This window comes from Bacillus sp. FSL W8-0629 (assembly GCF_038593225.1).
In the GTDB taxonomy this organism is placed as follows: domain Bacteria; phylum Bacillota; class Bacilli; order Bacillales; family Bacillaceae; genus Bacillus; species Bacillus altitudinis.
The window spans coordinates 812902-837570 of sequence record NZ_CP151975.1 but is presented as its reverse complement, the minus strand read 5'-3'; the positions used below and the strand labels follow the sequence as shown (position 1 = coordinate 837570).

Annotated in this window: 23 protein-coding genes; 5 read left to right on the top strand and 18 right to left on the bottom strand. The window is 39.8% G+C overall.

Annotated features, from left to right (window positions below; translation table 11 throughout):
- Positions 1 to 29: 29 nt before the first annotated feature.
- The 3 genes from NSQ17_RS04155 to NSQ17_RS04145 form a co-directional block, all read right to left on the bottom strand.
- On the bottom strand, positions 30 to 527 hold the full coding sequence (locus NSQ17_RS04155; RefSeq protein WP_135010415.1) for a hypothetical protein: 498 nt from the start codon (positions 525 to 527) through the stop codon (positions 30 to 32).
- Positions 528 to 626: 99 nt separating this feature from the next.
- Positions 627 to 1385, bottom strand: coding sequence for an anti-sigma factor (locus NSQ17_RS04150; RefSeq protein ID WP_342467885.1), 759 nt, complete (start codon positions 1383 to 1385; stop codon positions 627 to 629).
- A complete protein-coding gene (locus NSQ17_RS04145) occupies positions 1382 to 1948 on the bottom strand; it encodes a sigma-70 family RNA polymerase sigma factor (protein WP_017358828.1) in 567 nt (188 codons plus the stop codon). The genes NSQ17_RS04150 and NSQ17_RS04145 overlap by 4 nt, the downstream gene beginning before the upstream one ends.
- 354 nt (positions 1949 to 2302) lie before the next feature.
- Here NSQ17_RS04145 and NSQ17_RS04140 point away from each other — a divergent pair, with 354 nt between their 5' ends.
- Positions 2303 to 2629 (top strand): YnfA family protein, encoded by a 327-nt coding sequence (locus NSQ17_RS04140; RefSeq protein ID WP_017358827.1) that lies wholly within the window; start codon positions 2303 to 2305, stop codon positions 2627 to 2629.
- 55 nt (positions 2630 to 2684) lie between these two features.
- Here NSQ17_RS04140 and NSQ17_RS04135 read toward each other — a convergent pair whose 3' ends face one another.
- From NSQ17_RS04135 to NSQ17_RS04105, 7 genes are all read right to left on the bottom strand, one after another.
- Entirely contained in the window at positions 2685 to 4400 is a 1716-nt protein-coding gene (locus NSQ17_RS04135; RefSeq protein ID WP_007496669.1) for an ABC transporter ATP-binding protein, read from the bottom strand.
- A 12-nt stretch (positions 4401 to 4412) separates the two neighbouring features.
- A complete protein-coding gene (locus tag NSQ17_RS04130; protein WP_024720274.1) occupies positions 4413 to 5339 on the bottom strand; it encodes an ABC transporter substrate-binding protein in 927 nt (308 codons plus the stop codon).
- 111 nt (positions 5340 to 5450) lie between these two features.
- The gene (locus NSQ17_RS04125; protein WP_342467884.1) at positions 5451 to 7055 is read right to left on the bottom strand and encodes an AraC family transcriptional regulator; all 1605 of its coding nucleotides are present in this window, start codon (positions 7053 to 7055) and stop codon (positions 5451 to 5453) included.
- 75 nt (positions 7056 to 7130) lie between these two features.
- Positions 7131 to 8171: an NAD(P)/FAD-dependent oxidoreductase gene (locus NSQ17_RS04120; RefSeq protein ID WP_024720272.1), complete on the bottom strand. Its 1041-nt coding sequence runs from the start codon at positions 8169 to 8171 to the stop codon at positions 7131 to 7133.
- Between the two features lie 153 nt (positions 8172 to 8324).
- Positions 8325 to 8954 carry a rhamnogalacturonan acetylesterase gene (locus NSQ17_RS04115; RefSeq protein ID WP_039167979.1) on the bottom strand — a complete coding sequence of 210 codons (630 nt, stop codon included), beginning with the start codon at positions 8952 to 8954 and terminating at the stop codon, positions 8325 to 8327.
- 150 nt (positions 8955 to 9104) lie between these two features.
- Entirely contained in the window at positions 9105 to 9569 is a 465-nt protein-coding gene (locus NSQ17_RS04110) for a DUF6884 domain-containing protein (RefSeq protein ID WP_025206957.1), read from the bottom strand.
- A complete protein-coding gene (locus NSQ17_RS04105; RefSeq protein ID WP_256689105.1) occupies positions 9566 to 10114 on the bottom strand; it encodes a VanZ family protein in 549 nt (182 codons plus the stop codon). Before NSQ17_RS04105 ends, NSQ17_RS04110 begins: the two co-directional genes overlap by 4 nt.
- A 194-nt stretch (positions 10115 to 10308) precedes the next feature.
- On the opposite strand from NSQ17_RS04105, the gene NSQ17_RS04100 reads away from it, so the two are divergent.
- The 3 genes from NSQ17_RS04100 to NSQ17_RS04090 all read left to right on the top strand — a co-directional run bounded on the left by NSQ17_RS04100 (position 10309) and on the right by NSQ17_RS04090 (position 11606).
- The gene (locus NSQ17_RS04100) at positions 10309 to 10866 is read left to right on the top strand and encodes a TetR family transcriptional regulator (RefSeq protein ID WP_046344945.1); all 558 of its coding nucleotides are present in this window, start codon (positions 10309 to 10311) and stop codon (positions 10864 to 10866) included.
- Positions 10867 to 10946: 80 nt separating this feature from the next.
- Entirely contained in the window at positions 10947 to 11291 is a 345-nt protein-coding gene (locus NSQ17_RS04095) for an SMR family transporter (RefSeq protein ID WP_335350758.1), read from the top strand.
- On the top strand, positions 11292 to 11606 hold the full coding sequence (locus NSQ17_RS04090) for a multidrug efflux SMR transporter (protein ID WP_007496650.1): 315 nt from the start codon (positions 11292 to 11294) through the stop codon (positions 11604 to 11606).
- A 40-nt stretch (positions 11607 to 11646) separates the two neighbouring features.
- Here the strand turns inward: NSQ17_RS04090 and NSQ17_RS04085 are convergent, their stop codons facing one another.
- From NSQ17_RS04085 to NSQ17_RS04065, 5 genes are all read right to left on the bottom strand, one after another.
- Positions 11647 to 12459 (bottom strand): leucine-rich repeat domain-containing protein, encoded by an 813-nt coding sequence (locus tag NSQ17_RS04085; RefSeq protein WP_342467883.1) that lies wholly within the window; start codon positions 12457 to 12459, stop codon positions 11647 to 11649.
- A 310-nt stretch (positions 12460 to 12769) separates the two neighbouring features.
- On the bottom strand, positions 12770 to 13096 hold the full coding sequence (locus tag NSQ17_RS04080; protein ID WP_024720266.1) for a hypothetical protein: 327 nt from the start codon (positions 13094 to 13096) through the stop codon (positions 12770 to 12772).
- On the bottom strand, positions 13089 to 13691 hold the full coding sequence (locus NSQ17_RS04075) for a class D sortase (protein WP_041506702.1): 603 nt from the start codon (positions 13689 to 13691) through the stop codon (positions 13089 to 13091). Before NSQ17_RS04075 ends, NSQ17_RS04080 begins: the two co-directional genes overlap by 8 nt.
- A gap of 21 nt (positions 13692 to 13712) precedes the next feature.
- Positions 13713 to 15821 (bottom strand): SpaA isopeptide-forming pilin-related protein, encoded by a 2109-nt coding sequence (locus NSQ17_RS04070; RefSeq protein WP_342467882.1) that lies wholly within the window; start codon positions 15819 to 15821, stop codon positions 13713 to 13715.
- A gap of 92 nt (positions 15822 to 15913) precedes the next feature.
- Complete coding sequence (locus tag NSQ17_RS04065) at positions 15914 to 19855, bottom strand: collagen binding domain-containing protein (protein WP_342467881.1); 3942 nt, start codon at positions 19853 to 19855, stop codon at positions 15914 to 15916.
- A gap of 709 nt (positions 19856 to 20564) precedes the next feature.
- Here NSQ17_RS04065 and NSQ17_RS04060 point away from each other — a divergent pair.
- Positions 20565 to 22073 (top strand): helix-turn-helix domain-containing protein, encoded by a 1509-nt coding sequence (locus tag NSQ17_RS04060; RefSeq protein WP_342467880.1) that lies wholly within the window; start codon positions 20565 to 20567, stop codon positions 22071 to 22073.
- 56 nt (positions 22074 to 22129) lie between these two features.
- Here the strand turns inward: NSQ17_RS04060 and NSQ17_RS04055 are convergent, their stop codons facing one another.
- The 3 genes from NSQ17_RS04055 to NSQ17_RS04045 form a co-directional block, all read right to left on the bottom strand.
- Positions 22130 to 22411 (bottom strand): hypothetical protein, encoded by a 282-nt coding sequence (locus NSQ17_RS04055; RefSeq protein WP_024720262.1) that lies wholly within the window; start codon positions 22409 to 22411, stop codon positions 22130 to 22132.
- Positions 22412 to 22766: 355 nt separating this feature from the next.
- Positions 22767 to 24050 carry a hypothetical protein gene (locus NSQ17_RS04050; RefSeq protein ID WP_327861817.1) on the bottom strand — a complete coding sequence of 428 codons (1284 nt, stop codon included), beginning with the start codon at positions 24048 to 24050 and terminating at the stop codon, positions 22767 to 22769.
- 26 nt (positions 24051 to 24076) lie between these two features.
- Complete coding sequence (locus NSQ17_RS04045) at positions 24077 to 24643, bottom strand: hypothetical protein (RefSeq protein WP_327861816.1); 567 nt, start codon at positions 24641 to 24643, stop codon at positions 24077 to 24079.
- Positions 24644 to 24669: the final 26 nt, after the last annotated feature.

Genomic DNA, 24669 nt, shown 5'->3' with positions numbered 1-24669 from the left:
GATGGATCAGTCAGCAAGCGATTGCACATTTAGGAGTTCTTCAAAGCCCTTCGTTCCCTCACGATGTAAGAAGGACGAGCCTTTTGTAAAGAGAGGACATAGGTGAACCAGCCGCTCGATTTAAAAAAGTACTGAACATAATAAAACTGAATGTGCTGCAAGAAAACGACGATGAACAGAAAAATTGTGAATAATAACGTCACAATGTCTCCCTGCATCCATCCACTGATCAATAACATCACAAAACCGAGCATCATGAGCTGTTCGAGCCTCTGCATGATCTGGACAACGAGATGTCCCCGTTTGGTTAGGTCACCTGATTGACGCTTTCGAATGTTTCTTGATTTATAAAACCATACGATACTTGTCACTAAATGATGAATGATAAAAAGAGCGATCATGACCATAAGTAAAGGAGTTGATTTAAAAAGATCTTTTATAATGAATGGGATCACCAAAAAATAAAATGCGGTAAATGCGTGTCTACCTGATAAGAGAAATAGTTGTTTTTCTATGTATCGCTGCATGTGTCTCACCTCTATATGTAGTACGTCTCATTTGTCATAAGGTTCCTTCTGCCTATCAAAAAAGGATGCCCTGAAAAAGGCATCCTTCATGAATCAAGCTTAAAATGCAGCACTCAGTACGACAGGGCCTTGCGGAAGCTTGTTATCCTTTTTTGGTTCAAGGGTGACAGCCACAGTATCCCATGATTCGTTTGCTTCTTTTTCAGATAACGCATAGGTGACGGTGCCCTCCCCTTTGCTATCTGTTTTAAAGGCACCGGCCGGAACGGGCTGATCTCCTTTAATGAGCCATACTTGATAAACAGCTGATGAATCAAGCTGGCCTTTTAATCCGTCGGCACTCACTACAAGCTCTTTTTTGCCGTGATGCTCAATCACTGAAAAAGCACCCGTTGTTTTTGCCGATTCGGCAGATGCCAGTGATTTTGTCGCAACAACTTTGACAGGTTGTTCTGCTTGATCTGTTCCATTTGTTAAGAAATACACGTTCCCAGCTGCAGAAATGAGAAGTAGTGCGGCAACGAGAGGCAAAAGCCATTGATTTTTCTTCTTCATTGGCAGTTTCATCTCATTTGCATCACGAACTATTTTGAGATCTTGAGGCGGGTTCGATTTTGCAGCGATTGTTTTCTCTCGTATCTCTTCTTCAAATACTCTTGATAAAATGCGGTCTTTCATCCCTGCCGGAGGCGTTTCGTCCTCTGCTAGAAACGGAATATCAGACATGAGCGATGTCAGTTCTTCAAGCTCTTCTTTGCAATCCGAGCAATGTTTGATGTGTTCTTCAAATTGCGTCTTTTCTTCTCCTTGTAAATGCCCGTTAAAGTAATCAATGACTTGATGTTTACACTGAGTCATGCCTCTTCCTCCTTTCCTCCGCGAGACAGTTTCGTTCGTAAATGCTTCAATGACAATCGAACTCTTCCCTTCACCGTTCCAATAGGGATGCCTAGTTTTTCCGCAATGCTCTTTTGTGTCATTCCTTTAAAATAGACATCTTCGATGATGGTTTGCTGTTCTTTCGACAATGTTGATACTGCTTCACGTATGATTTGTTTTTCTTCGTTCCATTCTACTTCTTTTGACACATCTTCTTGATGGTCTGCCAAGTATTCAATATGCTCATCTTCAAGAGCTGTTTCATTTCGGTGTTTCCTTAATAGATCGATTGCCGTGTTTCGTGACATCATAAATAACCATGAGGAAAATTTCCCTTTATCTGTATTGTATTCTCCTATGCCGCGCCAAAGCTTGATAAAGACTTCTTGAAGCACTTCCTCCGCCAGCTCACGGTTTCCAGTCATTTTATAAATAAACGAATATAACACACGTTCATAGCGATCGTACAATAATTCAAGCGAGGGCTTATGTCGATCATGTTTGATCTTGTGATACAGCTCAAAATCCTTCAGTGTGTCCATGGTCATCTCCTTCCTTTTTCATGAGAAAGAGCATTATGCATTCATCATGAAATCTTCACGTATGGCTCATCACTCAAATTGCTGAGATAAGCCTCCTTTGTACTTTACTCTTTTTTCAAGGAGAAAAAAAGAGCGCTGAAAAAGGAAATGTGTTCCTCATGAGAATGTACTTACTCAACGGATGGATTGACCATTTGGATCACTCGCCTCAAGGAAAGTCAAGAATCCATGTGTTTCATTCACTGTTCAGTTGATTTTAGCAAACTCTCGTCAGGCTCTCAATTTATATCAGGTAGAACGCATCCTTTCATCATGTCATAATAGAACGAAACTGGAGAACTGGAGTGTCCGAAAATGATTGTAACGATTGTTCTTTTTTTATTAGCTGGTCTGGCTGAAATAGGTGGCGGTTATCTTGTCTGGCTGTGGCTGCGTGAAGCAAAACCCGTCAGCTACGGAATCGCAGGTAGCCTCATCTTGGTCGCTTACGGCGTCATCCCTACATTCCAGCAGTTCCCGACCTTTGGGCGGGTTTATGCGGCCTATGGCGGTGTTTTTGTCGTTCTCGCTGTGTTTTGGGGCTGGTGGGTCGATCGCAAAACCCCTGATTTCTATGACTGGATGGGTGCTTTGATCTGTTTAGCTGGTGTCAGTGTGATGTTATTTGCCCCCCGCAGTTAATGGTCGGATGATGATCACACGCTAAAAAGCCGGCAATATACCGGCTTTTCCTCTTTTACATTCTAAATTGTGTTTCATACAAACGCCGGTACATCCCGTCCATTTCCAGCAGGTCTTCATGCCTGCCTTGCTCCTTGATGCCCTCTTTTGTTAAAACCACAATCCGATCAGCATGCTGGATGGTCGCTAGGCGATGCGCAATAATAAACGTGGTTCGTCCTTCAGATAGTTCTTCAAGTGAGCCCTGAATAAAGGATTCTGTCTCCGTATCCAGAGAAGATGTGGCTTCATCTAAAATAAAAATTGGCGGATTTTTAAGGAAAATACGTGCAATAGAGATACGCTGTTTTTGTCCGCCAGATAACATCATTCCGCGTTCACCGATGATCGTATCAAGCCCATTTGGCAAGCTATTTACAAGATCCTTCAGTTGGGCTTTCTCCACTGCCTGCCACACTTCTTCATCAGATGCATCGAGTTTTCCGTATAAAATGTTTTCTCGAATGGTCCCATGGAATAAATAAATATCTTGCTGGACGACACCAATTTGTCTCCGCAGCGAAGGCAGTGTCATCTTTCTTGTCTCTATGCCATCAATTGTAATGGTACCCTCCTGCCATTCGTAAAAACGTGGCAGCAAACTGCAAAGCGTCGATTTCCCAGCACCAGAGGGACCTACGACCGCAATGGTCTCTCCTTGTTTTACCTCAAGATTGATGTCATGAAGAACCGGTTTGTCTGATTCATATTGAAAAGACACATGCTCAAAAACGATATCCCCATTTAACTGATCAACTTCAATGGCATCATCCGCATCCTTTTCATCTGGTGATTGATCGATGAGTGATGCAAATCGTTTAAAGCCCGCTGCACCTTTTGGATACATTTCAATGACTGCATTGATTTGTTGGATGGGTCCTAAGAAGATGCCTGTTAAAAGTACAAATGACACAAATTCCCCATACGTCATATTTTTTTGCAGCACAAACCATGCGCCGCATACAAGGCCAAACACTGTCACACTCTTAATAAGAAAATGACTGACAGCGGTATGCACAGCCATCATTTGATATGTGGTTAGCTTTGTCTTTCTAAATTGCTCGTTATGTTCAATAAATCGGTCCATTTCATGTGATTCATTTCCGAATGCTTTCACAACCCGTATGCCACTAATATTGTTTTCCACACGTGAATGGAATTGACCAATACTCGAGAACATTTTATCAAAAGCAGCAGACATTTTTTTCGTAAAGTAGACGGATAATCCGATCAAGAATGGAACGACAATAAATGTGAGAACTGCCAGCTGCCAATTAATCGACAGCATCAAGCCAAAGGCACCCGTGAGTGTCATGATCGCGATAAATAAATCCTCCGGGCCATGATGCGCAATTTCACCAATATCCATTAAATCATTTGTCATACGGGACACGAGTTTTCCCGTTTTCTTTTTGTCAAAGAAGCGAAAGGACATTCTTTGCACATGAGAAAATAGCTGATTCCTCATATCCGTTTCTATATTAATGCCTAATTTGTGCCCAAAATAGGTCACGACATAATGCATCGTAGAACTGATCACGTATAAAACGAGGAGCAGAATGCCCCAAAACCAAATGGCATCCCAATCACCATTTGGCAGCAAATCGTCCATCACTTTACTGATGGCAAGGGGAAAGGATAATTCGAGTAAGGCTGCCAGTACCGCACAGGAAAAATCTAATATAAACAGCCCCATATATGGTTTGTAGTATGAGAAGAAACGCTTTAACAATTGACAGACCTCCTACCGATCAGACATTTCTGTCAATATGTCAGCAAACTCTTCCGCTTGATTTGCTACTGCAATCGGATCGTAAGGCCAGAAGAACTCTGTATCCATTTGATAGGTCTGCTCTTTTTTGACAGATTCTAGACTCTTCCAAATAGAATTGTTTTTATCAAATGTTCCGCCGTTGCTTTCATCAATGAAAATGTAATCTCCTGCATATTCAGGAAGGGTTTCATAAGAAATGACTTCATACCCTGTCTTACTTTTTAAAATCGTATCTCTGACCTGTTTTGGCGGGTTTACCTGTAATTGCTGATATAATGCCTGCCCGCCTCGATAAATTCCGTTACCATATACATAGACATCATTTTTAAAAGCGCCCATGATCGAGACCGTTTCATTCTCTTTTAAAGCAGACTTCACTTTTTTCCTAGCAGCCTCGATTCGTTGATCGAAGGCGGTGAGGAATGCTTTTCCTTCCTCTTCTTTATTTAAAATTTTTGCCAGCGTCGTCAATTCTTCATGTGCATCTTTGAAAGAACCGTAAGGATACACGATGGTAGGCGCTATTTTTTTGTACACATCATAGACTTTTTCATCCTGTACTGCTGTGATAATCAGATCAGGCTTTAAGCTAAGTGCTTTTTCAGCTGAACGCTCGTCACTGATGTCCTCTATTCCTTTTATCTTGTCCTTTAAGTGTACGTTCTTTAAATCCTGCGTGGTCGATCCAACAGGCTGAACGTCAAGTGCAATCACACTCCCTAAATATCCATCTACGAGAATTCGTTTAGGTTCAGCTGGAATCTCTATCTTTCCTTTCACTGTTTCAACCGTTTTCGTTTCTTGCTTTGATTCTGCTGTTTTGGCTTGTTCTTTATTGCCACAAGCCGTCAATATCATTAGAAGAATGACAGCACATATCCAATACGTCTTTTTCATCTCCATATTCCTCCTTCATTTTCGCCACTACAAATGAGAATAGTTATCAATTACTAGTCTCATGTATTCTATCAACCTCACCCGTAGTGGTCTATGGAGGATTCTCGCAACTTACATATGGACAATTGTTGGATAGGCTGGGTGTGTCAATTGAGAGACAAACCGGTCCATCAAAAGAAGTGCACGCTCTCCTTCATCAAATCGAAACTCCTCCAGTTTTACTGGATAAAAGGTACCATTTTTCACAGCCGATAATTGACGAAGAACATCACTTTCTTCCATTCGCTTGTCCATTTGCTTATACCACCCATATTGGTCAGAGACAATAAAAAACATATGATCCGCCTCGTATTCTCCAAGTCTCTCTAAAGGAATGACTGTATGTTGATTAGGAAGAAGAACTTCTTCTAAAATGGCTTTTGGAGGTTTTAAGCCAAGCGTTTCGTAAAGATAGAAGGCCCCTCTTGCCTCATAGGACCACATATACACTTTGTCATGTCCTCTCATTTCATAGATTGCAACGGTCTCGCCTTTTTCTCTAAAGGAAGACAGGGTGTTTCTTGCCTGTTGACTATGCTGTTCAAATCGCTTCACCCAATCGTTTGCCTCATTTTCTCTTCCTAAAAGGCGTCCTATAGACAGTACCTCTGGTACAGCATGATGACCGACGTATGGCAGAACAAGAACTGGTGCGATTTGCTCCAACCGCTTGATCAATGCAGGTTTTGAATAATAATAGTTAGGGACGATGATGACATCTAATTGAAGTGATTTAAAGACGTCATCAGGCGTATGTTCATTTATGACGAGCGAACCGGCCAGTTGTTCTTTCAATATATCTGAATGGAGATAGGTTTCTTCGTCAATACAAACAGGCTCAATGCCTATTGCAACCAATGACCCGACAAATTGAAAAGCAGCAATACGCTCTGGTCTTCGGTTCATTCGAAACTGACTGGGCGTTCTCCCTGTTTTTTGACGGAACTTCCTGCTGAAATATAAACTGTCTGCATACCCGACTTGCCGTGCTATGATTTGAATTTGATCGTCTGTTTGCAGAAGACGTTTTTTGGCTTCGTCTATTCGAATTTGTGCAATGTATTCTGTCACACTCATCCCCATACTTTGTTTGAAAAAGGTAGAAAAGTAACTCTCATGAAACCCCATCTTATGAGCTAAGTCTTTTCTTGTTAGTTTTTGATCATAATGCTCAGCCATATACTGCAAGATCATGTTAATCGAATAATGCACTTTTTCGTTGTATGGCTTGGATTGTTTGCGGAAAATGAACATGATTTCTTCCAGCCATTTCGCCTGTTCTTGTATGATTTGGCTCGTCTGTATTTGTTTGATGTAAGAAAAAAGGACGGCAGAGCCTTTCACCACTTCCCCGTTATCAGGGAGATTATCGTGATTCACCTTATAGACCAATTCATTTTGTGCATCTTGTGCCAGAGTGAATTGGTCAAATGTGACAGTATAGATTACCACTTGCTCGCTGGATAAAGATTGAACCATGACATCTATTCCTGAGCGGATCAACACACTGTCTTTGGCGTTTAGCTCATATCGAATTCCTTCCATGTCAAGTCTTACCGCACCGTCCGTAGTCAAGAACATCAGTGAAGATGTTTGCCATGAGTCCGTTTGTTTCACAGAAAGAGATCGTTTACTGCTTTCTTTCATGCGAAGAATTGTATGAGTATAGGCGGTCATTTCCTCTTTCTCCTTCCATATAAAAAAGTGCTAAAATAAACCATTTTAGCACTTCAATGTCTGACTGAATGGTGATTATCGCGCTCCAGCCGTTTGTAATTCTTTGTTTTTCTCTTTAAAGCGTTCATTATGTGAAGACACGTACGCTACTTTTTCTGCTTCTGGTTCGATGTATAGCTTTGCGCTATTGAGTGCATTGACTCCATCAACAAACGTACCGGCAATTAAACGCACTTTACTTTTATGTGTGCATAAGTCGCCAACTGCATAGACACCAGGTAAATTGGTTTCCATCTTTTCATTGACCTCGATGAGTCCCCACTCACCTTGCTTGAGTCCCCATTCTGATAGAACACTTAAATCACCTTTCATGCCATGGTTGACGATGACAGCATCGGTTTCGATTCGTTCGATGTCGCCTGTTTCTAAGTGCTGAATGGTGACGGCTTCAATTTTGTCACCTTGACCATGAAGCTCTGTGAGTTCATGCGGTGTGAGAATGCGAGCACTAGATGCTTTCATGTTGGCGACGTTTTTTTCATGTCCGCCAAACATATCACGACGATGCACAACGGTCACACTTTCAGCAATTGGAACGAGGGCATTTGCCCAATCAACAGCTGAATCTCCGCCTCCAGAGATGACCACCCGCTTCCCTGCAAACGTCTTTAGCTCCTGTACGGTGTAATAAAGATTTGTTACTTCATAACGGTCTGCATGCTCGATTTCAAGTTTTCGCTGAACTGGTATTCCGTGACCCATGGCTAAGATGAGGGTCTTTGTCAAATGACGATCGCCATTTTCAGCCGTCAGCAGGATATGACCATTCTCATCCCGCTCGAATTGCGTGATTTTTTGATTCAACGCAATCTCTGGTTCAAATGTTTTCGCCTGCGTTTCTAGCTGCTGAATCAGTTGTTCACCTCTTGTTGGTGGCAAACCACCCACATCCCATATGACTTTTTCAGGATAGAGGAGGATTTTTCCGCCAAGGCTTTCGTTATACTCCAGTACCTTCGTCTTTAAATCCCGCATCCCGCTATAAAAGGCGGTGTACATTCCTGCTGGACCGCCGCCAATAATGGTGACGTCAAACAATTCAAGCTGATCTGTCATTTGAGTCCCTCCGTTTTTTCATCGATTGATCTATTTATAAGTGATATTGATTCTCATTATCATATGTACCTATTGTAGTCTACTCTGGTGAAGGGAATCAATAGCTTTCTGCAAAAAAAGAACAGGACGAGCGCTTTCTCGTCCTGTCATCCATCACACAATCGTTAATCCAAGGTCCTTTAATTCCAGCGAAACAAGCCTTGCAATCGCATCTGCTCCTTCTTTTGTAAAGTGCGTGCGATCCTCTATGCCTGTTGACAGCATAAAGTAAGAAGTCGTTTTCTCTATGCCGGAAATTTGATAAAACTGAAGGCTTGCCGTATTTAAATCTACAAGAAGGACTTCTTCTTCATCAGCTAGTTCTTTCATAGCGGCACAGTAATCAGGGAAATCATTGATATATTCTCCGTCTTTTTCATGAAAGCGGCCGACTGGCGTTAATAAAAGCGGTGTAGCTCCTTTCGCTCTTGCTCCGTGAATATATTGAGACAAATAGCTTTTATACGTTGTGAAAGGATCTGTATGCCGTTCGGGCTTCTCCGTTGAAGCATCATTGTGCCCCATTTGTGTAAACAGCCAGTCCCCAGGCTGAATGTCAGCCAATATTTTATCAAGCCGTCCTTCTTCAATGAATGTTTTTGAGCTTCTTCCACCGATTGCGCGGTTGTCGACGCTCACACCCTGCGCTGTGTAGCGATGTAAAAACTCTCCCCATCCTCCTTGAACAGGACGATCTGGGTAAGATGAAACGGTTGAATCACCAGCTAAATAGATGGTTGTCATGTTCATACGCCCCCTTTTTCATATAGCCACTCTAATAAGCGATGCGGACATCCAAGTGGCTGCTGAAAAGATATGAAACAATCAGCATCGCTACTTCATTCATTCTCTTTTTAATGATCAAAACCCTGCTTACCGGTAGATGTGAATACGTTAAATATGCGGCGGAAGTTCTACTTTTGTCTCAACGGCTTGCTTTAACGCCTGAAGCATATAGCCAATTCCTTTATATGGAGCCAGCGGATAAATCGCTGTCTGATGAGGAAGTAATAACGGATCGATCACCTTTCGATATTTCTTTCCACCTAGTATCACTAATTCATCATATGCAGTGAGATGTTTTTCATGAAATTGCTGACTTAGTGCTTCTCTTGTTATCTGATCAGTATGCGGTGTACCAAAAGCCACATCATAATTTTCATGAATAATATCATCTGCCTTTAAGAATCCATGCTTCGCTGAAATGATTAGGTAGTCTGAAAAGAACGTTCGGGCATAGCTTTTCGTACGCTGATGCAGCGGGCTTAAATAAACGAGGTTCGCCGGCTGGCTCCCTGCCTCTGGATGGACGTCCCATATTTTCTTCGCCCCACATGGAATGATACAAACTCGCTTCACTTGATTTTCTCCTTCCTTCGTTGATACATCCGATACAACATACAACCTAGCGCTGTGCCAAGTGTATTTAAGAGAATATCATCAATATCGCTGCTTCTTGTAATCATACCAGATTGCGAGAATATCCATTGAAGCACTTCAATTATTGTTGACAAGAAAAAGCCAGCAAGAATTGCCTTTTGCAAGCGCAAGGTTCGGAATGCTTGATAAAGAAAAAAACCAAGTGGCACAAATAACAAAATGTTCCCTGCCAAATTTAAAAAAACAAGATTGGGATAGCCATGATGATAGGCATGGAGATTTTGATAAATGGACTGCAAAGGCATGAGGTTGACACTAACCTGATCCCTTGGAGCGGAAAACCGATTAGGAAAGACCGTCAAATATAATAAAACATTTGTATACATAAACAGACAGGCAAGAACGATTTCAGTTCGTAAATAGATAAATCGTTTTTGTTTTTTCGCCTGTCTGTATCTCATATGTAAATAGAGCGGGACGAGCAAGAGAAAATAAGTCATGGAAAACATCGCACTGAATGTCATACGGAGAGCTGCCCCTTTCTCACATCATGCTTGACCATATTTACAGCTTATTCAGGCCTGCCCGCATCTATTCATCACTTATTCTCCTATTCAATGACGAGAAACCCATATTGACAAATCGTCAGTTTTCCGCTAAACTGACTGACATTCAGTCATTTAAGGTCGGTGATGATGTGTCGAAACGAGATAAGATTATGCTTGCTGCCATTGACGCGTTTAAAGAAAAAGGAATCGAAAAGACGACCATTTCGGATATTGTGAAAGCAGCAGGAGTAGCGCAAGGAACGTTTTATTTATATTTTCCTTCAAAGCTTTCCGTCATGCCTGCCATCGCTGAACATCTGATCGCACAGATGGTACCTGCCATTGAAAAGGAACTCACTCAGCATGCAGATGTCCTCGATCAAGCAGATGCGCTTGTTGAATTCATTTTCGCTTTTACAAGACAATACCGTGATGTCCTTGCCCTGACCTACTCAGGTTTAGCTGCCACCGAGCATCTAAAGGAATGGGAAGATATTTATGAGCCGATTTACAAATGGGTCGCTTCTTTTTTAGAAAAGGCAAAGCAGGACAAAAGAGTCCGTGCGAACTTGAACTGTCAATATGCTGCGAAATTCATTATCGGTTTACTTGAATCATCAGCTGAGCAAATGTACTTATTTACAGAAACAGATACAGAAGAGGTTCTGATTCAAAAGCGAGAGGTCAAGCAATTCCTTCTTTACGCACTCGGCATAGAGACACCTTAACTTAGTACAGCACTTGCTGTACGCTCTTTTTTGGCTTCAAAATGACGAATCGTCAGTTTTCAGTTTTAGGAGGAAATACGATGAAAAAAAGCTGGATGTATGTTGCACTCACATGTTTATTTGAATTACTTTGGGTGTTTGGTTTAAATAGAGCTGATGCTGTGTGGGAGTGGGGGATCATTATCTGCCTGATCCCGGTTGATTTTTATTTTTTAATGAAAGCTTGCGAGAAGCTGCCGACTGGGACTGTGTACGCCGTGTTTGCCGGAGTTGGAACGATTGGTACGTCTTTGATGGATTATGCGCTGTTCGGCGGTTCGTTTTCATTAGAAAAGCTTTTATTTATGGGCATTTTAATTCTCGGAATTATTGGATTGAAAGTGTCTGATGGAGATGCACATGAGCAGAAAGGAGAAGCGGTATAAATGGGCTGGTTTTTTGTACTGTTGGCCTCTGCCTGCGAAATTGGCGGAACCATTGGTCTCAATATGTTCAGTAAGAAAAAGCAACTCACGACAGGCATTTTATTTGTCGGCGGATTTGCCTTATCCTTTTTGTTTTTGTACGCCTCGTTCTCTTCCGTTCAAGTGTCCGTTGCCTATACGGTTTGGATTGGACTTGGAACAGCGGGTTCTGTCTTGTTTAATATGATTCTATTTAAAGAGCCGAAAAACATGATTCGTATCCTCAGCTTGCTGCTGATTGTGATTGGCGTCGTTGGGCTGAAGTTGTTTGCGTAATAGAAAAAGCAATGGAATAGATTATCCATTGCTTTTTAAGTTAATTTTTATACTTTTCTTGGTACGCTTTAAATTGTTTTTCGTATTTTTGTAATTTTTTCCCATCTACTTTTGAATTTAATTTCGGTTTCCGCTTTCCAATTACCATTACATCTTTATCTACAATAGGACTTGATAAAAAGATGTATGGTGCAAAACGATCACACTTCGTATTTGGAAGGGTTACGGATAATCTAGCGTATTCTTCTGCCGGGAATTGGTTTGAAATGTCAAGTTCCTTGAGTCCCTCTAATGCCGATATTGGTTCTAAAGACTCGTCCTTCACTTTTATATTTGATAAGCACAGATATTTTAAATTCTTAAGGTATCTTAAAGGTTGTAGAGTATTTAAATTTAATGTATTCCAAATCCCGCCTGACAATTGCAACCATTCTAAACCAGTGTTTTTTTGCAAAGGGGCTATGTCATTCAACTTTGAAAAATCTGTTAAGTATAAAGATTTTAAAAAAGTGTTTTTTGATAGATCCCATAAACTTTGTGCCTTTGTATTCCATTCAAGTGCCAATACCTCAACATCTTGAAGAGAACTGATGATTGATAAATCTTCTACTCTCAGTTCACGCATATAGAGCATTTTGGGATTAACTAAGCTCAAGATCGTATTGAATTCCTTTTGGCTCACTTTGTAAATCCACAATGTCGTGAGGTTAGAAAAAGAGTTCAACCTTTCAATATTTTTTGTTTTTCCTGTGATTAACAACTCGGTGGCATTTTCATCTACATCGGCTAAATCATGAACAACTTCTGGTTGGGCATCATGACGAAAAATATAATCAGGGTCTTCTTTGAGCATTCTTTTACCTCCACACCTACGAATGATGGATATCTAAATGAATTTTATCAGAAGTTTGGAGTCAAAATATTATTCTTTCCGATTTATAAAATCTTTATCATCTAAAATATGGAGCAACAACATATCAACGATTTTCACTATACTCCATATATTCTGCACAGGTCTTGACGATAGCTCGTACTCTTTCATATAAACAAATAAAAGAACTCCAATTCATATACGAATTAGAGTCCTCATTATATGACTAATACAATTTTCCCACGTTAAAACCGTACCCGTTAATTAAAGACCTTCCTTTTTTATTTCTTATTTAATGTGGATCATGCTGCTCTAGCAAGAGATCCATTGCGTAAATCGATTCGCCTTTTTCATCCAATAAAAAGTACACAATCAAAGGCTCTCCAAAGGACTCTGTCTGCTGCGTGAACAAAACACAGGTGAATTTTTCAATACCTATCGGAATCTTTCTTCTTAATAAAGGATGAAGAATAGGCGAAGTCCGAATTGTATCTATATCCACATCCCAACGTTCGTTTTTTAAAGTGGGATAATGCTCTACTAACAGTTGGTGTAACATGTCGGTCGTGAACGCTGCTTTTCCAGCATACCCATCATCTATTATGTTGGTGTTATACATCCGACGGTTGCTTATCCTTTGAAGCATTGATTCGTATTCCTTTTAAGACAAATCGTTTCTGGCCATCAAGAGTACAAGTGATCAATGTCAGTTCATTTTTCCCGCGATCCTTTAGTACATCAACATCCGTCGGTTCAATCGTAGCTGAGCTGACAATTTTGTATTCGTATGTTTCAGCTTGATGATGTAAGACGACTTTTTCTCCTTTAGGCACCTCTGGCAGCTGCCGGAAAAGCCGGTCGCCTCTATACCCTCTATGGCCTGCAATCGTGAAATTTCCTTCACCTGGCATTTGATGAGATTTGATTTGAGTCAGTGCAATCCCTAAATTTTCTTTTGTTGTAACAGGAAGCACTTTTTCGTTTAAATCAATTGACGGGATCTCAAGCTCCATCGTATCTCGCAGGTCTTCTTCTGACACTGTTAAATGTGGAATAGAAGAAAGGGCATCACTGTCATTTTCTTCAATCATTTTCAATGCCTGTTCCATGGCTGCTGTCTCCTGAGAAGTTCGCCACTCATATAGAAAAGGAACGGAGATGAGCATTAGTCCCGCGACCACCAAAAAGCTGCCTAATAAGGTTCTTTTTTTCATCAATACACTCGTTCCTTCCTTTTACTGAATGGTTCTTCTTCTGACTACAAGAAGAACAGTTCCAGACACTACTAGTAAAATCCCTGCATACATCAAATAACGTAGCCATTCTTCTCCAGTCTTTGGCAATTCACCGTTTGAGTCATGAGGCGGATGTTGATCCCCTTGATCTGAGGCTGGAGGATTCGTGTGGTCCCCTTCATTCTTCATTGGAGCATTTTTTACAATCAATGTCTTGATCTCCACTTCGCCCATTTGAATTGTAAAAGCGAGTGGTTTTTTTAACGCTACATAACCATTTGGAGCTTTCGTCTCTGTGAGTGTATAATCACCAGGTTTAAGCCCTTTAACAATGGCTTCTCCGTCTTTTCCTGTTGTCACAGATTTTATCGTTTTCCCAGCTTTTGTACGAATGTCAAAGGCTGCACCTTTTAAGGTTCTATCTGTCTGCTGGTCTACCTTTATGATACGCAGACTTCCTAAAATCAAGTGATTCTTCGCTGTTAATTGAAGAGGCTTCTGCTGATTTTTCTCAATCGTAAACCGGATCGGCTGATCATCTAATTCATAGCCGTGAGGCGCTTTCGTTTCAACGAATTGATATTCTCCCGGTTTTAGATCGTTGATGTGAAGCTTTCCTTTTTGATCCGTTACAAGTGATTTCTTCAACGTTTTCCCGTCTTTACTCTGAAGAGCAAACTCTGCGTTTTTCAGCGTGTGTCCTTCAGCATCTACTTTGGTCAGTTCCACTGCTCCCGGCGTCAGTTTGTTGATCATTTCTACTTTTGCTGGTTTGTCTTGCCCTAATCGAATCGTAAATGAGACAGGTTTCTGATCCAATTCATAGCCGGCAATGCTTGCTGTTTCGACAAATTGGTAGGTTCCTGGCTTCAGTTGATCGACTGTCAGTTGACCGTTTTTGTCTGTCTTTAAGTCTTTCTTCACACGCTGACCGTGCGCATCAATCAGGTCAAAGGTCACGCCAGCGAGCAATTGACCATCCTCCCCTTTTTTCTCAAGCTTCACAGCACTTGTCGTCCGGATATTTTCTTTTGTCACTTTCACCAGTTGATTTGGATTGAAATCAATCTTGAAGTCTACTGGTTCTGCATCAAGTTGATGTCCAAAAGGAGCCTTCGTTTCAACCAATTGGTAAGCGCCTGGTTTCAAATCGTTGACAGTGATGATGCCTTTTTCATTTGTTGTTAAACCTGACATCAATTCTTTACCATCGTCATTGAACAGGGTAAATTCTGCGCCTTTCAATCTTTCTTGTTCTTCCCCTATTTTTGTGAGTTCTACAGAACCTTTCTTGAGCTGATTGATGGCCTCCACTTGAATCAATTCTTTTTGACCTAATTCAACTTCAAAGACAAGTGGTTTCGTACTCAATTCATAGCCTTCAAGACTCTTTCTTTCAACAAATTGATAGGTTCCAGGTTTTAGACCTGTGAAGGTAACCTTTCCATCCTGATTGGTTGTAATCCCTTCTCCTCCTGCCACTATCTTTCCTTTGGCATCAGATAGATCAAAGACAACCCCTTCTAATGATTTCCCATCTTCACCTTTTTTGTGTAACAGCACTCCGCCAGTTGTGCGGCTATTTTCTTTTGTCACACTGACCAGCTTCTCAGGGTTAAATGGCATAGCAAAAGTGACAGGTATTTCGTCAAGCTCATGACCGAATGGCGCCTTCGTTTCAACAAACTGATAGGTTCCAGGTTTCAGATCGTTGACGATGATCTTCCCGTTCTCATCTGTGACGAGACCTGTTTTTATCTCTTTTCCATTTGCATCTACAAGCTTAAATTCTGCTCCTTCAAGCGCTTCATTCTTTTCACCAAGCTTCGTGAGCTGGACAGCTCCAGTTTTGAGATCATTGATCACTTTGATCTCTGCCGGTTTTTTTTGTGCGATTTCGATGGTAAACGGATAAGGTTTATTTTTCTTTTGGTAACCATCAATACTCTCTGTCTCCACAAGCTGATATTTGCCCGGCTTGAGGTTGTCGACCAAAAGCTTTCCATCTTCATCTGTTGTCAAATCTTTACGTACCACTTTGTCATTTTGATCCGTGATTTCAAAGCGAACACCTTGAAGCTTCTTGCCATCTTCTCCTTCTTTCAACACTTCTAATGCACTTGTTTCATAGAGGTTCTTTTGTGAAATGATGACTGGTTCTTTTGGATCGAGTGGTACTTCAAATGTGATCGGTGTTTCATCTAATACATAACCATCGGGTGCTTTCTTTCGATGAGCTGATACGTACCCGGTCTTAGTTCGTTGATCGTGATCTTGCCATCTTCTCCTGTGACAAGCGCATCATTTAGCTCATGCCCATCTTGATCTAAGAGCTTGAACTGTGCACCTTCTAGTCTCTCTCCGCCTTCACCTATTTTGCTCAATTCTGCAGAGCCTTTGATGATGTCATTTACTGCGGTGACAACCGTTGTTTCTGTTTGATTTTCTTTAATGATGAACGGCCATTTTTGCTGATTTAATTGATAGCCTTTTGGTGCGTTTGTCTCAACAAAATAATAGGAACCTGGCTCAAGATGTTTGAAAAGGATTTCTCCTTTTTCATCCGTTTTCAAATCGGTTTGGACGGTATCTCCAGATTCATTTTTCAGTTCAAATTCTGCATTTTCTAATGCCGCACCCGTTTCTTTATCTTTTTTCGTGAGCTTGACATGCTGACGGATTTCTTGGTTTTGCACCGTCATGCTATTTCCTGTTTTCGTTTGATCTCCTGATTCGTAAGGCTGATCAATCGTGACATTGATCGGTTCCTTCGTTTTCAAATAACCATCAGGTGCTTTCTCTTCTGTCACGATATAGTCACCATACAGAAGACGATCAAATCGAAGAGCTCCTTCTTCATCTGTTGTCTTTGTTCCAATGACGATACCGCTCGCAGCATCTGTCAGAGAAAAGCTTGCTCCTTTTAGCGCTTTTCCACTACTCGCATCTACCTTATGAATGGTTAAAGCGCCAATCGCTCCTGTGCCATCTCCCATGCCAGCGGTACGTTTGACCACAATTGAGGCTTCGGATTCCTTTTTGATTTCTTTTACATTTTCACCTCTAAACGTTACTTCGTTTTGAAGTGTACTTCCCACCTTATCTAAAATGAGAGATTGGTATTCTAAAATATAGGGTCTCGTGATTTCTTCTTTAAATTTGATTTGAAAAGAATCTGGATCGAATTCAAGGTCTAGTTCATAATCCTTCCCTTTTTCCAGTTCTTCCTTTTTGGTCACTTGCCCCTTTTCATCTATTGTTGTCGAATACAGATGAAATGAGTTTTCTATTATGGCTTGGTTACTGCTCGGATGGTCTATAATCGTCGCATCTTGGACTGTTGATTGACCAAAGTTGATATTCAGTTTCCAATCAATGACTTTCCCTTGTTGATTTCCTGATTTGCTCGTGTATTTCCCTCCATTTGGAATGGACACCACAGCATTCACATCTGATTCTTTCGTCTTTCCATCATAAAGGGTCGCTTTATTTTCGTAGGTTTTCTGTACTAAATCCATTCCTTCAACACTTGTTTGATACGTGATTTTGTATGGGGAGTCAATGGCATGTTTGAAAATGACTTCGAAGCCTGATTCTCCCTTTTCGTTTTCAAGGAATTTGATGTCATAATGTTCTTTCGCTAATACTTCTTTTTCTTCCGCACCATTTTCCCCGCCTTGTAAATCAAGCGAGTAGACGATAATTGAATCTTTAAGCAAACGCTGATTTCCTTGAATGAAATCCTCGATTTTTGCCTCTTCTAGATGTTTCAAATTATAGTTCACACCAATATTCCATGTGATCTCTTTTTTCTTTGCATCATATGTTCCGTTCTTGAATCCATTTGACTGCGTGTATGTGTCAGGCGTAAAGACAGATTGATTTTCCTTCGTCAAATCCTTGCCATCTTCATTTATCCATTCAAGTTTTACATGGTTACGCAGGTTCTTTTGATCTTTATCTGCTCTTTTCTCATAATCAAAAGACGTTGTATATGTGATGGTATGTTCTGTCTTGATTTCTTTCGTAAATTGAATATCAAATCCATTTGCATGTTCAACGATTTGATAATCTGTGCCTTCTTCAAGCACTGTATTACCTGTCGTCACTTTTAAACTATCTTTTTGCAGCGTCAATCCTTCGTTTGTGAACGTATCTTTTAATATCACGTTGTTCATGGTTTGTTGATCTTTGTTAAAGGTGATATGCCATGGAATGGTCTTGTTCTTGTAATTCGGTGTTCCGTGGTTTTTCGTTAGGATTTGCTGATCAATTCTTTGCTTCGCTTGTTTGCTCTCTTTGCCAGCTGTCACAGTATTGATAATCTCTTCAGCTTCGAAAATTCGATCAGTTGCTTTTGTTTGATATGTGATGAGATAAGCCGATTGAATTTCTTGATTGAATTGCAAGGTAAACCCGTTTTGTTCATCCTTTTTTTGAGGTTGAACCACGTAATTTTCAAATGCTTTTGTTCCTGCTTCGTTGCCGTTCTGATCAATTGTGACTTCTTTGACTTGAATTGAGTCAGATATTAGCGCCTGTGTACCGTTAAAGAAGTCTTCTATCAAAGCATCCTTTTGAGCCAGCTTTTTTTCGTTATAGTTATACCGAATTTCCCAAGTAATCGTTTGTGTGACTGGATCGTAGTGGGCGGCTTTTTTATTTAAAGGACTGCCTCTTGTCACATTCACTGTTCCTTCTGCTGAACTAATCACTTTATCAGCAGAAACAAGGGACGCTTTATTACGAAACGCAGACTGATCTTGATTCGTAATGTCCGTTTCATACATTAAACGGTAAGCGAGATGCACGTCATCTTTAAATTCAATCGTGAAATCTTGACCATCTGCTGTTTGGCCGATTGTGTAGTGGTTTTCGTCAAGCAGCTGTCCAAGCGATGTTTCACCATTTAGCTTTGTATCTACACGATAAAGCTTGATTGAATCTTTTTTTAACGCTTGACCTTCTTGAATCGGATCTAACAGTTTCGCTTGTTTCACATCATCTAAGTCCATATTAAAATCGACTGTCCATTGAATGGTTTCAGCATTGTAAGATCGATTGGGTTCTCCCTTTTTCGAGACATTTGGACCATTTGGAATGTATTGAATCGGGATCGATATCGTATCTTTGCCTTCAATCGGGGTAATCACCACTTCTTTTTCTTCAGTGATCACTGTTTTTTTATCTAATTGTGTCCATACTTGAAGTGTTCCTTGGATATTTGAATATTGTTTAATAAAATCTGTGAACTCGATGGAGGCATTTCCGCTTTCATCTACAGAAAAATAACCGATGGTCGATTGATTAAATTTCATCTCGAGACGATCGATTTTTTCATAAATGACTAATTCCTCTGGAACCTTGAAATGGAATTCATCGCCGCCATTATAGTTATGACCATTCGGGATGGCCCACTTATAGTTAATGGAAATCAGTGAGTTGATATCAGGCCTTTCTACTGAATTTCCTTCTTGATCTTCAAATATCAATTGCGCATCAGTGAGAAGATTTTCTTGGATCGTCATTTGTTTTGAGACACTTTGCAATCCTACACGATTAGACACGTTCACTTTGTTTTTTAGTAACTCATCTTCATCGCTTTGTGTCTTTTGAGCAGTTTCTTGATTGTTAGCAGCTTTGTCTTTCTCCGATGAGGTTGAATCATCTTTTGAAAGATTTCCTTCACGCTCGTTTTGCTTTGTTTTCTCTTTTTTCTCAGCTATACTGGTGACGTCAATATCTATAGATCCTTCTAAATTCGGATCAAGCTCAATATCCTCATTGAATGTGACCGTCACTTCATTTTGTTTCGAAACGGTATACTCACCAACAGGTATGTCATCGACAGTAATGAGTTCTTTCTGCTCCTTCTCTACCTGAATGACTGAAGGAAGAGAGAGAATATAAGGATATTGCTTTTTGAGATCAATTCCTTTAATAGACCAATGCACAATGGCCTTTCTAACTTGCTGATCTTCTATGCTTGATAACTTGTTTCCTTCGCTATCAGCAAACTCAATATTCCCATAAATATTCTCTTGAATGACTTTAGCTTGTGCCCCTGCTAAAGGCAAGATTCCTAATATAATAGACTGTATGACTAACATGGTCATCAGTGCCACCGACAATATTCTTTTCAATACATCCACCCTTTTCTACAATTATTTTTCAACAACGATTAAAAAATCATTTGTATACTGTCTGATCAATCACTCCGCTTCTGATCAAATTTTTCTAAAAATTGCACCTTAAGACCCAATGAATAAAATGAGTTGATGAATCATGAGTTTGAAAGGTCATCATGAGTAGTAGATATAGTAGCTGGATAGGGGTCTATAGCAATGGGGAATAGTGAGAGGGAACATGAAAAGAAGACATGTGAATTTTTCTATTTATACTGGAATGAACACCAAATGATTAGTACATGCATATATAAGCATGTATTCACATATAGAACGTTCATATAAAACAAGCATGACTCATATGGTATGTATGGTGAGATAGTTCAGCATCATATAGATCGCATTCCTTCTACTCCCTTTCATATGGTAATCAAAAAGCCGATGCTTTTTATTCTTACATTTACCGTTTAAGCAGCAAAAAAATAAACAAAATGATCCATTTTTATAGGATTCATGGCATACTTATCACCTTTTAAAAGAAAAATATGGAGAATCAGCGAATAACATTTGTTTTCGTCTAATTTTTTTCTCTTTTATCGTCAAAAGTGTAGACAAAACGATTTAGGCAAAACATTACAATCATTTCATGCCTATTTTGAGCTCAAATGTTCTTCATCTGAACTTCATAATATATAGAGGTAAGCCAAAGAAAGGAGTTAGTTGTTTGATGGAGCTCATTGATAATAAATCAAAGAGATGGATAAACATTTTAAAATTGCTTGTATCCAAAAATAAGTGGTGGAGCCTTCAAGAGATATCGAATGAACATATCGGTTCTGTTCGAGCCATTCAAAGCGATATAGAACAAATGAAATCGTTCCAAACCGAGAATAGAGAACCGTTAATCCACATAAAGCCAAGACAAGGCATATCCATTTGTAATACGCAGACGATACGAGTGGATTACTATATCAAAGAAATTCTAAAGGATACGATTGAAATCCGATTGATTGACGGCATTTTTTTCGAACAAAACAGGTCTTTCTATGAATGGATGGATACGCTTAATATCAGTAGATCCACACTGTATAACACGATTCATAAAATCAACTCGATCCTTACATCCTATGACATTGAGTTACGTCCAGATAGTATGCAGTTTCATGGGAATGAGAAGGAAATTCGTCAATTCTTTGTTGAATTTTTATTTGAAGTGTATGGAAGCCGGCTTTGGCCATTTGATGATATTCAAAAACAAGACGCAGTTCATTTATTACAAGAACTATTTCAGGTGCTCGAAGTCAATGTACCAGATGTCGCGATAGATAAATACTGCCTGTGGCTCGGCGTTTCCATTCACCGAATGCGAAAAGGTTTTACAATCAGCCGTAAATATACATACTCAATGACTGAAGAAAAACAAACCTCTACGGCTAAAGGAATCTATGATCAAATTAGAAGATGGGAAGAGCACATCTGCCGAATGGCCAAAGACGTATTTGATGTGACGCTGGATCATCATGAATTTGTCTTTTTGCTATTGATCGAACCAGCTATTGGACACTTTAAATCAATTGAAACTGTCGAAGAAAAATTGACGTTCTTTCAGTCGCATACACCACGCCTCTATGATGCCATTTATTCATTTATCACCCAGTTGGAGTCGATTTTTCATCAAGAAATAGCGAATCGTAAGGTGATGACACTCGTTCTTCTCCAATATTATGTGTATTCCAATGAAATTACCGTGAGAGATGGATTCCTTTTCAAAAAGAAATCGAGCTATTTATCAGAGGTGAAAAAACAGTTTCCCTACTTCTATTCGAGGATTAGTCATATCATCCAAGAGTTAAAAACAGACGATATCCTTGCTTCTTTTGTGAAAAATGAACGGGAATTGATTCGTATCATTACATCTTCTTGGAGAGGGCTTGTTCATTTGGAGATGGAACGGAGAAACGTGCTGAACATTTTTGTTATTTCAACATTAGGTTATTATCATAGTTTGTTTATTGCTGATTTAATTAAATTAAGCGTGCCTCCTCTCATTCACATTTTCACAAGTCCAGAAAATTCGTTAAATGATGTCACGATGGATCAACTTGGGGTTGATATGATTGTGACCGATACTGAGCTTCCTCTTCAATTCGGTCGATCTACGCTGCTGATCAGCTCTTTTCCAACAAAAAAAGAATTGGACAACTTACACCGAAGATTGATTGATATGACAAACTAATGTTCATCATAAAAAAAAGCTGCTGAGACATTCTCAAGCAGCTTTTTGGTTCTGTATTAATGAAGCACGATTTGTTCATTCATTAAATCAATGGCGTAAAGCGATTGCCCATATTCATCTAATAGAAGGTATACTTTGAGCGGGGCAGTGGTTTGATCTGTTTGCTGCGTGAATAGGACACAAGTGAATTTTTCAATCCCTTCTGGCAGCTTGCTTTTCAGAAAAGGATGAAGAATAGGAGAGATTCGAAGGGTATCAACATCTTTCAGCCAAAGCTCATCTTGTAACGCAGGATAATGGTCAACCAAAAACTGACGAAACACTTCCAATGTACTCAAGGTAGATATCCTCACTTTCTTCTAACTTGGCTTCAAACTCACCTAAAAACAAACGGAACCAACTCATCATATGATCTCGGTACACGTATTTTCGCATACGGCTTGAGACATGATCACTCACTTTTTAGACATGAACTGTAGATCAACTGTACTGTAACGAATGTTCAATATGTATAACGTTTCCTATGTCATCTCATTGACTCCACCACGAATTCAAACAATGGACCTATGATCATATTCTTACCTGTTTTCTTTCGTGATGAAACGACAACTTCCTGCTACAATATTCCATTTTTCTGCAAAAAAGAGGGAGTTGGGACAAAAAAAGAACAGCTCCTCACTGTTCTTTTGGAAATTATGAAAGGTCTGTCAAAGAGAACACTTCGCCGCTCACTGCATCAACGCCATCATGACAATCGAGCTTGCCGCATAAAACATATTGTTTTTGCACATCGTCATAGACATAGATGGGTGTAAGTTCGAGGCGTTCTCTCAATGTTTCAAAGGCTTCTTTCTGAGTTATGGTGATTTCACTAGCTGTTTGAGATGGATTGAGTATCCCACATACTTGAAACATCTCTTTTTTATCTATGTAATGAATGGCTTCAAAAGTGTTGGCATCAATGAAGACCTTGATTTTATCCATAAATCCACAGCCTTCTTGCTCATTCGTTTTTAATATCGCATGGATGTATCCATGATCACGTTGGAGTGTTTTTAGAACCCACTTCCCTGTATCGTTTGAATATTTTTGCGCCAAAAAGGTTCGAACCGCTTTGATACACTCATCCTGGTCTTCTTTTGATATCGGGAGGGAATCTGGTGACGGTTCCAATGAGAAAGCTTGTTCAGCTGAAATGTTCTCATGAATGTCCATTTCCTTTTTTTCAAAGGCATTGTTTATCGGTTCATTCCACTCAATGACTTCATTCATGTGTATACAATGCGTTTCTTCACGCCCAACCTCAAACGGAAGAGTTCCCGTTCCATCGTTCTTCACATAGATTTCTTCTAAAGCATAAATAGAACGGATTTGATTGTGCTCGAAGGAAGGCCATTGAAACATCTGTACTTGCTGCTTGGCTAAGTTCTTCACCTGATCAAGGGAAAGCACATATTTCTCATCTTTCAGTAATGTTTTGGCTAAAAATGGACCGTGGTGTGTAAAGTACATGAGCTGTCCATGTTCATTCCATTTCACTTCGATTCTGCCTGAAGGTGCTACTTTCACACCATCTATTGCTTCTTCGAAAGAAAGTTCCCCTTTCTCCTTCTGATGCATATGAAAATGCTCTCCATAGATCAATCCTGTTTCTTGTTCGATCCATTGAATGACATGAGCTGGATAAGGTCTCTTAAACGTGACACCATGCTGCGCATAGGTTTTGTCCATAACAAAAATAACCGACTCGGTCTGTCCTGTATTCAAGTTCACTTCAATGACAGCTGTGCCGTCTGGGTTTAGATCATCGTCCTCGGGTTCCGTTTCATGAGAGGGAAACCATTCCATATTCAATGTATACACCGTTTCATTGAACATATTGACGTAGCGATGAAAACTGTGTCTTTTTAGATAGTAAAGATCTAAGCCAAATTTCGCCTTTGTCTGATCGATCAGTTTTTGAATGTTTGCATTCATTTGTTTCACCTCTAAATGATGATATTTTATGGAAGAACAAAAATAACGATAAAGATAAAAATAACGATTGCCATAAAAAATCCTAAAGCGATTGCCATTATATTTGACTCTTTTGTGTAGCCTGTTAATTCACCTACAGTCGATCGGTCGATTTTTCTAAAACGAAAAAGCATGCTTATATTTAAAATGGCTAGAACCATCAAAAACAAGAAAATGATCAATGCAGGATCGACGTCACTGAATGCATTATCCACATTTTGTAAAGTGAATGATTGAATAAACATAATGACACTCAATATGATTTTCCACACATGATCTAACCGTTTTTCCTTTTCCCACTCTTTCCCTAATTTCTCTTTTTCATAAATAGCTACCTGCTCTAAAATAGGTATGAAAGACTTTGTTGTTCCTTTTCTAATAAAGCCTAAAATGCCTTGAATAAGCATTAGAATTCCTAAACAAAAAAGGAAATGTGTCAGTTTGATTTTAACAATTTGAATCAACATAAAAAAAATGATGATCATAAGTCCGACAAATAAATTAGAGATAGCGATTTGTTTTGTCCTCATCTTTTTTAGTGCAGCTTGTTCCATGTGATAAACTCCTCCTCGTTTCAAAT

Excerpts from the sequence above, each read along its gene's own strand:
- NSQ17_RS04155 (WP_135010415.1), bottom strand. The coding sequence starts at position 527 with ATGCAGCGATACATAGAAAAACAACTATTTCTCTTATCAGGTAGACAC.
- NSQ17_RS04150 (WP_342467885.1), bottom strand. The coding sequence starts at position 1,385 with ATGACTCAGTGTAAACATCAAGTCATTGATTACTTTAACGGGCATTTA.
- NSQ17_RS04145 (WP_017358828.1), bottom strand. The coding sequence starts at position 1,948 with ATGGACACACTGAAGGATTTTGAGCTGTATCACAAGATCAAACATGAT.
- NSQ17_RS04140 (WP_017358827.1), top strand. The coding sequence starts at position 2,303 with ATGATTGTAACGATTGTTCTTTTTTTATTAGCTGGTCTGGCTGAAATA.
- NSQ17_RS04130 (WP_024720274.1), bottom strand. The coding sequence starts at position 5,339 with ATGAAAAAGACGTATTGGATATGTGCTGTCATTCTTCTAATGATATTG.
- NSQ17_RS04125 (WP_342467884.1), bottom strand. The coding sequence starts at position 7,055 with ATGACCGCCTATACTCATACAATTCTTCGCATGAAAGAAAGCAGTAAA.
- NSQ17_RS04120 (WP_024720272.1), bottom strand. The coding sequence starts at position 8,171 with ATGACAGATCAGCTTGAATTGTTTGACGTCACCATTATTGGCGGCGGT.
- NSQ17_RS04115 (WP_039167979.1), bottom strand. The coding sequence starts at position 8,954 with ATGACAACCATCTATTTAGCTGGTGATTCAACCGTTTCATCTTACCCA.
- NSQ17_RS04105 (WP_256689105.1), bottom strand. The coding sequence starts at position 10,114 with ATGACATTCAGTGCGATGTTTTCCATGACTTATTTTCTCTTGCTCGTC.
- NSQ17_RS04100 (WP_046344945.1), top strand. The coding sequence starts at position 10,309 with ATGCTTGCTGCCATTGACGCGTTTAAAGAAAAAGGAATCGAAAAGACG.
- NSQ17_RS04095 (WP_335350758.1), top strand. The coding sequence starts at position 10,947 with ATGAAAAAAAGCTGGATGTATGTTGCACTCACATGTTTATTTGAATTA.
- NSQ17_RS04090 (WP_007496650.1), top strand. The coding sequence starts at position 11,292 with ATGGGCTGGTTTTTTGTACTGTTGGCCTCTGCCTGCGAAATTGGCGGA.
- NSQ17_RS04085 (WP_342467883.1), bottom strand. The coding sequence starts at position 12,459 with ATGCTCAAAGAAGACCCTGATTATATTTTTCGTCATGATGCCCAACCA.
- NSQ17_RS04080 (WP_024720266.1), bottom strand. The coding sequence starts at position 13,096 with ATGTATAACACCAACATAATAGATGATGGGTATGCTGGAAAAGCAGCG.
- NSQ17_RS04075 (WP_041506702.1), bottom strand. The coding sequence starts at position 13,691 with ATGAAAAAAAGAACCTTATTAGGCAGCTTTTTGGTGGTCGCGGGACTA.
- NSQ17_RS04060 (WP_342467880.1), top strand. The coding sequence starts at position 20,565 with ATGGAGCTCATTGATAATAAATCAAAGAGATGGATAAACATTTTAAAA.
- NSQ17_RS04050 (WP_327861817.1), bottom strand. The coding sequence starts at position 24,050 with ATGAATGCAAACATTCAAAAACTGATCGATCAGACAAAGGCGAAATTT.
- NSQ17_RS04045 (WP_327861816.1), bottom strand. The coding sequence starts at position 24,643 with ATGGAACAAGCTGCACTAAAAAAGATGAGGACAAAACAAATCGCTATC.